Raw genomic sequence first — 11,296 nt, 5'->3', positions numbered from 1 at the left:
GCCGCATCGCGGTTCCTGCGTTTCCACATGCCCTGATCTCCTCGGGTGTGGAGATCAGCAGACGTCAGATCGTAGCTTCCGTAACTGTCCAATTCTCGGGGGGGGCTCAAGCCACCCAATCCATCGCCATCCGATCTACCGCTCGGGACCGTGGTGCCGGAGGGCGTGATCGATTAAGCCCAAACCTTTCCCCAAAATGACACCGGCTGGCCGCGGCATCCGATCCGCGCGGTCGGCACAGGCTGCGCGACAAGCTCCGAGCGACCTGCCGATCTGCGATCGGTTCGCGGCCGATGGCACATCCAGGTGCCGCGCAGATTTCAGACGAGACGTCTTCGGTAATGTCAAAATCCCGGACGCGTGTACCATGGGCGCATGAGTGAAGGATATTCGACGAAAACCGACATCCGGGCTGTTGTCGGCCTGGCGTCCTTTCCGCCTCCCGAGCGCAGGTAACCCCGCTTGAGCGCCATGGAGCGGATCACGATGGTAGCGCCTTCCCACAACACGAACAGAAAATACGACGCTTCCCACCTTCAAAGGCCAGATTTCATGCTGGTCCGATAACCCTATCCCCGCTCCGCCGCCCGTCTCATCATCGAACGCTCAGCATCAGCCGCCCGAGCGCGGAATGAGGAGATCTTCGCCCGCGGCCGCTCCCCCTGAATGCCCCGGCTCGCAGGGCGACGCATCGAAAGATCGCGCCAATTCCGGCCGATGTGCAGAGCTGCGCCAAAGCGGCAAAACCTGGTGCGGACGGCGGGTCTCGAACCCGCACGGGCAAAGCCCAACAGATTTTAAGTCTGCAATGTCTACCGATTCCATCACGTCCGCAGCCTTAGCCGCTTTAGGCGGTTTTCTGGCAACAGTCACCCGGAAACATCCCAATAACATGATTTGAAATCATATTTCCAGAAACAACGCCGCTTTTTGCACGCCCATCAGGCAAGCATGCCGCCGCGCCCGGGCGCAGGCGCCCCCCAGACGCGGCCGCATGGGCGCAGCGTATTCAGCGCCCCTCAAAGCGGGCGGGGCGCTTCTCGAGAAAGGCCGCAACTCCTTCGCGGAAATCCGAGGTTGCGCCAAGCGCGCCCTGAAGCCGCGCCTCCAGCGCGAGCTGTGCCGCGTAATCATTGGACGAACTTGCCCGCAGGGCCTGCTTCACCGCGCCATAGGCCCGGGTCGGCCCCTGCGCCAGCTGCGCCGCGCGCGCCCGCCAGCCCGCCTCGAACCCGGCATCGGGCAGCGCCTCCCAGATCATGCCCATTGCCGCAGCCTGCGCCGCCCCCACCTTGTCTGCAAAGAGCGAGAGCCCCATCGCGCGTGCAGCCCCCACCTGACGCGGCAGCCAGTAGGTGCCGCCCGCGTCGGGCATCAGGCCGATGCGGGTGAAGGCCTGCAAAAACACCGCCGTTTCCGCAGCGATCACCACATCCGCCGACAGCGCCAGGTTCGCCCCTGCCCCGGCCGCCGCCCCATTCACCGCCGCGATCACCGGCAAGGGGCAGTCATGGATCGCCTGCAGCAGTGGCTCATATTCCTCCGAAAGGATGCGCTGGAAATCCACCGCCTCGATGGAAGACGCATCCTCCAGATCCTGCCCGGAGCAGAACGCCCGGCCCGCCCCGGTGAGCACGATCACCCGGGCCTCGCCCTCCGCCCGCGCAATGGCCGCGCGCAGATCCAGCCGCATCTGGCTGTTCAGCGCATTCATCACCTCGGGTCGGTTCAGGGTGATCACCGCCACGCCGGCGGTGCAATCGTAAAGTACGGTCATCGGGGCCTCCCTGCCTTGCGCCGCCAGACTAACTGAGGCCCGCATCAGGAAAAGCGGAACCCCGCGTCACTTGCCCAGCAGCTCCTTCAGCCGGGCCTCCTCATCGGGGTCCAGCGCCGCCGGCGCCGCAGGCTCGCGCCGCCGCCGCAGCCACAGCACCACCCCGCCGAGCGCCGCCACCAGCACCGCCGGCCCGAGCCAGTACAGGATCAGGTTCGCGCCCTTCTGCTCGGGCTTGAACAGAACATATTCACCGTAGCGATCGGTCACATACTGCAGGACCTCGTCGTTCGTATCCCCGGCCAGAAGGCGCTCGCGAACCAGAAGCCGCAGATCGCGCGCGACGCCCGCGTTCGAATCGTCGATGTTCTCGCCCTGGCACACCGGGCAGCGCAGGACCTGGCTGAGCGCGCGCGCCCGGGCCTCCAGGCCCGGGTCGGGCAGGATCTCATCGGGCTGGACCGCCCAGGCGGGCGCGGCGAGGAGGAGCATCAGCAGGAAGGCGCGCATCGGCATCACTCCGCCGGATGGGCCGCGGGGGCGGCACGGCGGGCGCCCGCAGCGACGCGGTAGCGCCGGTCGCTCAGGCTCAGGGCGCCGCCAAACGCCATCAGCCCCGCGCCGATCCAGAGCCAGCTCGCGAAGGGCTTGATATAGGTGCGCACCGCCCAGCCGCCATCATCCTGCGGATCGCCGAGCACGAGGTAAATGTCGCTGAACAGGCCGTTGCGGATCGCGGCCTCGGTGGTGGGCATCGCCTGCACCGGGTAGATCCGCTTTTCGGGATGCAGAACGTCCACCACGCGGCCCTCGCGGCGCACGCTCATCGTGCCCTCGGTCGCGGTGAAATTCGGGCCGGGATGGTCCTCCACCTTGTCGAGCGTGATTTCATAGCCCGCGACGGTGAAGGGCTGGCCCACATGCGCGACGCGGATGTCCTCCACCTGCCCGGCCATCAAAAGGCCCACCGCGGCAATCACCACCCCCATGCCGGAATGGGCCGCGGCCTTGCCCCAATCCGCCCGCGGCAGACGCAGCAGCCGCACGGGCGTGCGCCCGGCCCGGACCCAGAGCTCCGCCCCGGCCCCGGCCACCAGCCAGGCGCCCAGCCCCGCCGCCACCAGCGCCAGTACCGGCCGCCCGGTTTCCAGCGTCCAGGCAAGCCCCGCCGCCGCCAGCGCCAGCGCCAGCGCCGGGAGCAAGGGCCGCAGCAGCCGCCCGAATTGCGCGCGCTTCCAGGGCATCATCGCACCGAGCGGCAGCGCGACGGCGAGGATCACCATGAATGGGGTGAAGGCGGTATCAAAAAAGGGCGCGCCCACGGAGAGCTTGCGGTCCCAGAACATTTCGGCGACCAGCGGCCAGATCGTGCCCACGAAGACCACCAGCGCCGAGACCGCGAGCAGGATATTGTTCAGCACCAGCGCGCTTTCGCGCGAGACCAGCCCGAACACGCCCTTGGCCTGCATCGCGCCCGCCCGCGCAGCAAAAAGCGTGAGCGCGCCGCCGACGAAGAGCGCGAGGATGCCGAGGATGAACACCCCCCGCGACGGATCCGAGGCGAAGCTGTGCACCGAGGTGATGACGCCCGAGCGCACGATGAACGTGCCGATCAGGGAGAAGCCGAAGGCCAGAATCGCGAGCAGGATCGTCCAGCTCTTCAGCGCTTCGCGCTTCTCGACCACGATGGCGCTGTGCAGGAGCGCCGCCGCCAGCAGCCAGGGCATCAGTGAAGCATTCTCCACCGGGTCCCAGAACCAGAACCCGCCCCAGCCGAGCTCGTAATAGGCCCACCAGGAGCCGAGCGCGATGCCGATGGTCAGGAAAATCCAGGCGGCCAGCGTCCACGGCCGGACCCAGCGGGCCCAGGCGGCATCCACGCGCCCCTCGATCAGGGCCGCCACCGCGAAGGAAAATGCCATGCTCAGCCCGACATAGCCGAGATAGAGGAACGGCGGGTGGAAGGCGAGGCCCGGGTCCTGCAGCAGCGGGTTCATGTCGCGGCCGTTGAACGGGGGCTGCGGCAGGCGGGTGAAGGGGTTCGATGTCAGCAGGATGAAGCCGAGGAACGCCACCCCGATCGCCGCCTGCACGCCGATCACCCGCGCCCGCAGCCGGGGCGGCAGCGCGCCGCCGAACCAGGCCGCCGCCGCGCCGAACAGCGCAAGGATCAGCACCCAGAGCAGCATGGAGCCCTCGTGGTTGCCCCAGACGCCGGTGATTTTATAGAGCATCGGCTTGTCGGTATGCGAATTCTCATAGACGAGGAGCAGAGAGAAATCCGACGTCACGAAGGCCTGTGTCAGCGCCGCGAAAGACACGGCGATCAGCAGGAACTGCGCGCTGGCCGCGGGTTCGGCCACCGCCATCCAGCCCGCCCAGCCCTTCTGCGCGCCAATGAGCGGTACGATCATCTGGATCAGAGCCACGCAAAACGCGAGGATCAGCGCGAAATGGCCAAGTTCTGCCGTCATGGGGTGCCTCCGGTGCCTGCCCCGATCATAGGGGAGGCTGCGGGCGGGGCCAAGGCGGATGCGCGCCGATGTCGCGGCCGTGAAGATCCGACCTTGGTCGTGTCAGAGCCGCACGGCCGGGCGCCGGGTGGAGAGCTGCAGGCTGGTTTCGGTGCGCTGGATGCCTTCGATCCGGCGCGCATGCAGGATCGTGTCGTCGATCTCGGCCAGGTCCCGCGCGGCCAGCTCGGCCATCAGGTCCCACTGGCCGTTGGTGGTATGCACCTGCTCCACCCCCGGCAGAGACAGGAGCCGGGCGATTACGCGGTCGGTCGCGCGCGCCTCGATGGCCAGCATCATCACCGCCCGCACCGCGGCCGGCGGCGCCTCGGAGCGGGTGAGGACGGTGAAGCCGATGATCTCCCCGCGCGACACCAGCCGGTCTATGCGGGCGCGCACCGTGGCGCGCGCCAGCCCGAATTCTGCGGCAAGCTCGGAGACCGAGGCCCGCCCGTCCCGCCGGAGCGCGGCGAGAAGCCCGCGATCGGTTTCGTCCAGATGCGCCTCGCTCCCCGCCTCGCCCCACATGGTCAGGCCCGCGCAGCCAGAACGGCCGCCTCGAGGATATCGAGCGCTTCATCGAAGACCGGCTCCGGGATCGTGAGCGGCGCGAGGAAGCGGATCACGTTGCCATAGACGCCGCAGGTGAGCAGCACGAGCCCGCGCGCCATCGCCTCCTCGACGACCCGCTTGGTGAACTCGGGGCTCGGCGCACCGCCGACCTCGAACTCGACCGCCTTCATGAAGCCCGGGCCACGGATATCGACGATCTCGGGGCAGCTTTCGGCAATCGCCGCCAGGCGTTGCTTAAGCCGGTCGCCCAGCCGCTGAGCCCGGTTGCACAGGTCCTCTTCCTCGATCACGTCGAGCACGGCATGGGCCGCGGCCACGCCCAGCGGGTTGCCCGCATAGGTGCCGCCAAGGCCACCCGGCTGCGAGGAATCCATGATCTCGGCGCGCCCGGTCACGGCGGAAATCGGCAGGCCGCCGCCAAGCCCCTTGGCCATGGTGGTGATATCGGCCGCGACGCCGTGATGCTCCATCGCGAACAGCTTGCCGGTACGGGCGAAGCCGGTCTGCACTTCATCGGCGATCATCACGATGCCATGCGTGTCGCAGAGCGCGCGGATACGCTTCATGAAGCCCTCGGGCGCCGGCACGAAGCCGCCTTCGCCCTGCACCGGCTCGAGGATGATCGCGGCAATCCGCGACGGATCCACATCGGCCTTGAACAGGCGCTCCAGCGCGGCGAAAGAATCGTCGCCCGACACGCCATGCAGCGCATTCGGATAGGGCAGGTGCCAGACGTCGTTCATCATCGGGCCGAAGCCCGCCTTGTAGGGATGGACCTTGCCGGTGAGGGTCATGGTCATGAAGGTCCGGCCATGGAACCCGCCCGCAAAGGCCACCACGCCTGCGCGCCCCGTATAGTGGCGCGCGATCTTGATCGCGTTTTCAACGGCTTCGGCGCCGGTGGTGGCGAAAATCGTCTTCTTCGGGAAATCCCCGGGCACCTTCGCGTTCAGCCGCTCGGCCAGTGCAACGTAGTTTTCGTAGGGGAAGACCTGATGGCAGGTGTGGGTGAAGTGGTCCAGCTGGCGGCGCACGGCCTCCACCACCTTCGGATGGCGGTGGCCGGTGTTCACCACCGCGATCCCGGCGGCGAAATCGATGAAGCGGCGGCCGTTCTTGTCCCACAGCTCGGCGTTTTCCGCGCGTTCCGCATAGATCTGGGTCGACATGCCGACGCCGCGCGCGATCGCGGCATTCTTGCGGGCGGTGAGTTCGGGAGAGGTCTCGACGGTCATATGCGGCTCCTAAAGCAAGCGCGATTCGGGATGACCCACAATCTCACTTTGCATTTTTTCTGCAAGAATATTCTTTGCAGAAAAAATGGAAAGTTTTCTGGCGCAGGGGTAGACTGCCGGGATGCAAGACAAATCCCTCTCCGCCGATGATGCCCCGATGTTCCGCGTGGCCGAAGCCGCCCGCGCCGCCGGGGTTGCCGCCTCGACCCTGCGCCTGTGGGAAACCCAGGGCCTGATCGCCCCGGAACGGCGCGCCTCGGGCCAGCGGCTCTACACCGCCACCGATGTGGCGCGGCTGCAGCGCATCGCCTTTTTGCGCCGCGAAGCCGGGCTGAACCCGGCCGCGATCCGCGCCACGCTGGAGGCGGAGGCCCCGCCCCCCGAAGGCGCGATCACCAACGAAGCCCTGGGCGCCGCACTGCGCCACACCCGGCTCGCCCGCGGCGAGAAGCTCGACGAGGTGGCGCAGGCGGTCGGGCTCTCCGCCTCGGCGCTGTCCACGCTGGAGCGCACCGGCGCGGGGGTGAGCTTCAAGGCTCTGGCGGATCTGGCGCAATATTACGGCACCACGGTCTCGCGGCTTTCGGGGCAGGAGGCGGAGGGCAGCCCGGTGGTGCGGGCGCGCGCGGCGCGGGTCTGGCCGATGCCCGTCGAAGGCGTGCGGGTGGAGGTTCTGGCGGAGGGGCGGCGGCAGATGGACTGCCACCGTTTCATCCTCGCCCCCGGCGCCGCCTCGGATGGCCGCTACGACCATGAGGGCGAGGAATTCATCACCGTGCTGGAGGGCCGCTTCCGGATCACGCTGGACGAATCCGAGCTTCATGAGCTCGGCCCCGGCGATTCCATCTATTTCGAGAGCCGCCGCCCGCATGCCTGGGCCAATGCCGCCGACGGTCGCACAGTGGTGATCTGGATCAACACCCCGCCCACGTTCTGAGCCTTGCGGCCCGCCCCTGCCCGCGCCACATTGGGCGGGCATGCACTGGATGAGCCCCGATGCACCGTCTGATCCTGACCGCCCTCGCCTGCCTGTCGCTGGCGGCCTGCAAGGACAAGGCCGCCGCGGATCCGCTGGAGCTGCTGGGCCTGAACATGGAATGGACCGTGCGCGAAATCGCCGGCAGCCCGGTGCCCGAGGGCGTGAAGGTGACGCTGCTGCGCCCGGAGCCCGGGATGATCGCGGGCAGCTCCGGCTGCAACCGCTACACCGGACCGGCGAAGCTGGAGAATGGCAAGATCCACATCGGCGCCCTCGCCGGGACGCGGATGATGTGCCCGGATCCGCAGATGGCCGCCGAAACCGCCTTCCACTCCACCATCGGGCGCACCACCGGCGCACGGCTCGCCGATGGCACGCTGGAGCTCACCGACGATGCCGGGGCGGCGCTGATCCGCGCGGTGAAGTAGCCCGCTTGACGCGCGCGGCACGATCGGGGACGCTGGCGCATGTTCCCGATCCGCGATCACAACCCCTCGTCCCGCATCCCCTGGGTGACCCGGGCGATCATCGCGATCAACCTGCTGGTCTATCTGCTCACCGCGCCCTGGGCCGGCAATCTGGAGCAGCTCTGGTATGAGGGCGCGCTCTATCCGGTGGCGGTGAGCCAGGGCGCCTGGCTGCACGGGCTTTTCACCCATATGTTCCTGCATGCCGGGCTGATGCATATCCTGGGCAACATGGTCTTTCTCTGGGTCTTCGGCGACAATCTGGAGGACCAGATGGGTCACCTCGGCTTCGCGCTGTTCTACCTGCTCGGCGGGCTCGCGGCGGCCGGAGCCCAGATCGCGGCCGATCCGCAGAGCGAGGTGCCCATGGTTGGCGCTTCGGGCGCGATCGCGGCGGTGATGGGCGGCTATCTGCTGCTGTTTCCGCGCGCGCGGGTCGATGTGCTGGTGATTTTCATCATCTTCTTCCGGATCTTCACCATTCCCGCCTTCGTGGTGCTGGGCCTGTGGTTCGGCATCCAGGTTTTCAGCGAGATCTCAACCCCCGCGGCGGAGGGCGGCGTCGCCTATCTCGCCCATATCGGCGGCTTCGTAGCGGGGCCCGCGCTGGCCGCGCCAGTCTGGCTGCGCCGCGGCGGGCCCGCCTTTTGGGCCCGTACCCATGGCCGGCCACCCCACCCCGATATCGAATATATCCGCACCACGATCCCGGTGGTGCGCCGCCGCCGCTAAACGCTATTGGGCGCGCCGCACCCCGTCGGCTCCCGGCCTGCCCCTCACCAACAGCAGTCGGGACACCGGGCCTGAAGATGGGCAAAGCCGGCACGAACCTCCGCGGCAGCCTTTTCAGCTCCGGGCACGCTGGCACTCTCGCCCGACCGCGATGGCGCGCTCCCTCCGCGCGCATCGGCGTGGAAGGGCCTTCCGAGGTGCTGCGCTCCGCACATCGTGCGCCGGAAAGCATGGCATTCGTGCAATTCCGACATTGAGCCGGCAAATCGGCTTTGCTAGCCTTACGTCAACGAGAACAGGAGACCGGGATGAACCGTCGACTTCTTCTGACCGCTGCGGCGGTCCTGCAATTCGGGGCGGTGCCGCTGGCAACCCTGGCTCAGGACGCGACAGCCGTCGTCCCGCCCGCCCCTGCCGCGGCCGGAGCACCCGCCGCCCAACCCGGCATCAGCGCGGCCGAAACGCATGCCAGCACCCCGTCCGATCCGGCGCCGATAGCGGTTCCTGAAATGGCGCCCGTCGCGGCGCTCCCGGCCGCCGCGCTGCCGGTTGGCCCCGTTGCGGATCCTGCGGCGGCCGTTCTGGAGCCGGCCCCGGTCCCGGCCAAACCCAAGGCCCCCGCCGTCCGCCCGATCAAGGACCCGCCGCCGAAGACCAGCTGGCCGATCGCGGAACGCTACTATCCGACCGAGGTCTCGGTTCGCCCGGAGCTTGCCGTCGGCACGATCATCATCGTCTCGGACAAGTATTTCCTCTATCACGTCGTCGCCCCCGGCAAGGCGATGCGCTACGGCGTGGCCGTGGGCCGGGATGAGCTGAAATTCCGCGGCAAGGCCTATGTGGCGCGCAAGGTGCGCTGGCCGAGCTGGACGCCGACCCCCGAGATGATCCAGCGAAATCCCGGCGCCTACAAGAAATACCAGGCCGGCATGCCCGGCGGCCCCGGCAATCCGCTTGGTGCGCGCGCGCTCTATCTCTATCAGGACGGGCGCGACACCTCGATCCGCATCCACGGCACGACGGAGCCTTCGTCCATCGGGCATGCGGTCTCGAACGGCTGCCTGCGGATGGTCAATGACCATGTCATCGCGCTGTTCGATACCGTTCCGGTCGGCACGCCGGTGATTGTCTACTGATCAGGGCGGCCCCGGCTGCGGGGCCGCACCCTTATTGAAAGGCGCAACCGGCCTTGATGCCGAGCTTCGAGAAGAGCCAGGCGGCCGGGCAAAAGCCGGTAAAGGCGGCCTGGATCAGGTTCAGCCCGATGAAGACCGTAAGCCAGATGAACAGCGGCGAGACATAGACCGTCAGCACAACGCTGAGCAGCACCATGGATCCCGCAAAAGCCATAACCGCGCGATCGAGTGTCATCGGGAAACTCCGTCCGTTGAAACGCAGTTAACAGGGTAGCACCTCGCCCAGTTGCATTCAACATAAGGAATGTATGTGGCGCTCTTTGCCGTGACAGCAAACCCGGGCCCGCCTTCCAGTAAAGCGGAGCCACAACCTCAGAGCCAGACAAGCCACGACGCGGCGTGACGTCGTAAGCGCGGGTGCCTGACCGGGCGGGATAGCCCGCCAAGGCGACCTTCTTCGCTGGAACGATGACCGCTTGCCATCCCGCGCGGGAGGCAATTCTCCTAGCGACGGATGCCACACTGCTGCGCGACTTGAAACCCGCGCGGGACGCCGCCGCCGCTCCACCACGTCCGGGATGGCGCACCAAATGCAATCCCGCATCGAGATCAGACCCAGGGCCGCGATACCTGCCCCACGGGATCGGGGCGCGGTCCGAGTGCCACAGGGCCCTTCACGCGAAAAAGCAGGCTTCGAACGATGCGGCGCACGCGAAGACTTGCCTCAACGCGCATGCCAGCAAGACGCCTGCCCTGACAACGAGGCGACGGCTCGGCGAGCTGCTTTCGTGGCGAAAAGCCTCCTCTATCTCTGCGCTTCCATGAGAATCAGCCTGTAAAACAAGGCACCCTGCGCCCCTGTGGAGCAGAGCGCGCTCCCCAAATCCCCGGCGCGCAAGTTTTCGCTGCCGGTTTTGGCGGATTTATGCCGATCACGATTTCTTCAAGAAAAAGGTGACATTGCGTCAACCCCCGGCGCCCCCAAGAACAGACCTATAAAGCCTCACAGGACATTCGACGGATCAACAAAAATTATGAAAATCATAATATAATCATATACATCACTGGAACTCAGATCGAAGCAGGGCAGCCATTCACGCACCCCGCCCCATAGCCCCGCGCGCAACTACCGCAGCGCCACATGCCCCACCCGGACGCACACCAGTTCTGCCACGGGTGGCAACAGATTCAGGAAAGTGAGGGAATCCGTCTCGGCGAACCTTCGCCGACCGATGAACCGCACACTTTGAGATCCACCATCCCCGCGCTTATCCCTTTGACCCAACCGAGGGATAGATGCGTGGAGAAACCCACCCAATGCCGCAATACCGCAAGCTTCTGCTGTCGCTGACCGCCGTCGTTGCTCTTGCCGCCTGTGGCGTCTCGCCCCATGCGTCCTCGAAGAACATGCAACCCGACGCACTGCCGCTGAACAGCGGCGAGTCCGCGCATGTGCGAAACCTGATCAACAAATACGCCGACAGCTATCAGGTCCCCCGGACCCTGGTGCATCGGGTGGTGCAGCGCGAAAGCGGCTACAACCCGCAGGCGCGCAACGGCCGCTACATGGGGCTGATGCAGATCGACCCGCGGACCGCCGCGGCGATGGGCCATGACGGCACCGCCAAGGATCTGCTGGATGCGGAAACGAACCTGAAATACGCGGTCAAATACCTGCGCGGCGCCTGGCTGGTGGCCGACGGCAGCGAAGATGCCGCCGTCGGCTGGTACGCGCGCGGCTATTATTACGAAGCCAAGCGCCGCGGCGTGCTGAACCAGGCCGGGCTCTGATTCATTCGGGCGCGCGCAGCACGCGCGCCGGGCGCTGCGCCAGCGGGCTCAACGCGAACAGCAAGCCGGCGAGAAGAACCGCCGCCACCCCTC

11 protein-coding genes and 1 tRNA gene are annotated in these 11,296 nt (G+C 67.0%); 5 read left to right on the top strand and 7 right to left on the bottom strand.

Features of this window, described 5'->3' with window-relative positions:
- Window positions 1–748: 748 nt before the first annotated feature.
- The 6 genes from ACOMG5_RS16820 to ACOMG5_RS16795 form a co-directional block, all read right to left on the bottom strand.
- A tRNA-Leu gene (locus ACOMG5_RS16820) sits at window positions 749–834 on the bottom strand.
- Window positions 835–1,009: 175 nt separating this feature from the next.
- Window positions 1,010–1,777 (bottom strand): enoyl-CoA hydratase-related protein, encoded by a 768-nt coding sequence (locus ACOMG5_RS16815; RefSeq protein WP_420344941.1) that lies wholly within the window; start codon window positions 1,775–1,777, stop codon window positions 1,010–1,012.
- Between the two features lie 66 nt (window positions 1,778–1,843).
- Window positions 1,844–2,293 (bottom strand): cytochrome c-type biogenesis protein, encoded by a 450-nt coding sequence (locus tag ACOMG5_RS16810; RefSeq protein WP_420344940.1) that lies wholly within the window; start codon window positions 2,291–2,293, stop codon window positions 1,844–1,846.
- Window positions 2,293–4,251 (bottom strand): heme lyase CcmF/NrfE family subunit, encoded by a 1,959-nt coding sequence (locus ACOMG5_RS16805; protein WP_420344939.1) that lies wholly within the window; start codon window positions 4,249–4,251, stop codon window positions 2,293–2,295. The genes ACOMG5_RS16810 and ACOMG5_RS16805 overlap by 1 nt, the downstream gene beginning before the upstream one ends.
- Before the next feature lie 102 nt (window positions 4,252–4,353).
- A complete protein-coding gene (locus ACOMG5_RS16800) occupies window positions 4,354–4,818 on the bottom strand; it encodes an Lrp/AsnC family transcriptional regulator (protein WP_420344938.1) in 465 nt (154 codons plus the stop codon).
- 2 nt (window positions 4,819–4,820) lie between these two features.
- Window positions 4,821–6,098, bottom strand: a complete 1,278-nt coding sequence (locus ACOMG5_RS16795; protein WP_420344937.1) for a 4-aminobutyrate--2-oxoglutarate transaminase — start codon at window positions 6,096–6,098, stop codon at window positions 4,821–4,823.
- Between the two features lie 121 nt (window positions 6,099–6,219).
- On the opposite strand from ACOMG5_RS16795, the gene ACOMG5_RS16790 reads away from it, so the two are divergent.
- From ACOMG5_RS16790 to ACOMG5_RS16775, 4 genes are all read left to right on the top strand, one after another.
- The gene (locus tag ACOMG5_RS16790; protein WP_420344936.1) at window positions 6,220–7,035 is read left to right on the top strand and encodes a MerR family transcriptional regulator; all 816 of its coding nucleotides are present in this window, start codon (window positions 6,220–6,222) and stop codon (window positions 7,033–7,035) included.
- 59 nt (window positions 7,036–7,094) lie between these two features.
- Complete coding sequence (locus tag ACOMG5_RS16785; RefSeq protein ID WP_420344935.1) at window positions 7,095–7,505, top strand: META domain-containing protein; 411 nt, start codon at window positions 7,095–7,097, stop codon at window positions 7,503–7,505.
- 39 nt (window positions 7,506–7,544) lie between these two features.
- Window positions 7,545–8,276, top strand: a complete 732-nt coding sequence (locus ACOMG5_RS16780) for a rhomboid family intramembrane serine protease (RefSeq protein ID WP_420344934.1) — start codon at window positions 7,545–7,547, stop codon at window positions 8,274–8,276.
- 308 nt (window positions 8,277–8,584) lie between these two features.
- Window positions 8,585–9,412 carry a L,D-transpeptidase gene (locus ACOMG5_RS16775; RefSeq protein WP_420344933.1) on the top strand — a complete coding sequence of 276 codons (828 nt, stop codon included), beginning with the start codon at window positions 8,585–8,587 and terminating at the stop codon, window positions 9,410–9,412.
- Between the two features lie 31 nt (window positions 9,413–9,443).
- Here ACOMG5_RS16775 and ACOMG5_RS16770 read toward each other — a convergent pair whose 3' ends face one another.
- Entirely contained in the window at window positions 9,444–9,647 is a 204-nt protein-coding gene (locus ACOMG5_RS16770; RefSeq protein ID WP_420344932.1) for a YgaP family membrane protein, read from the bottom strand.
- 1,061 nt (window positions 9,648–10,708) lie between these two features.
- Here ACOMG5_RS16770 and ACOMG5_RS16765 point away from each other — a divergent pair.
- Complete coding sequence (locus tag ACOMG5_RS16765) at window positions 10,709–11,203, top strand: transglycosylase SLT domain-containing protein (protein WP_420344931.1); 495 nt, start codon at window positions 10,709–10,711, stop codon at window positions 11,201–11,203.
- The last annotated feature ends 93 nt before the right edge of the window (window positions 11,204–11,296 follow it).

The organism is Paenirhodobacter sp. (genome assembly GCF_041916475.1).
Classification (GTDB): Bacteria; Pseudomonadota; Alphaproteobacteria; order Rhodobacterales; family Rhodobacteraceae; genus Rhodobacter.
Note: the sequence above shows the minus strand (reverse complement) of the source record. Positions and strands in the feature narration are given on the sequence as shown.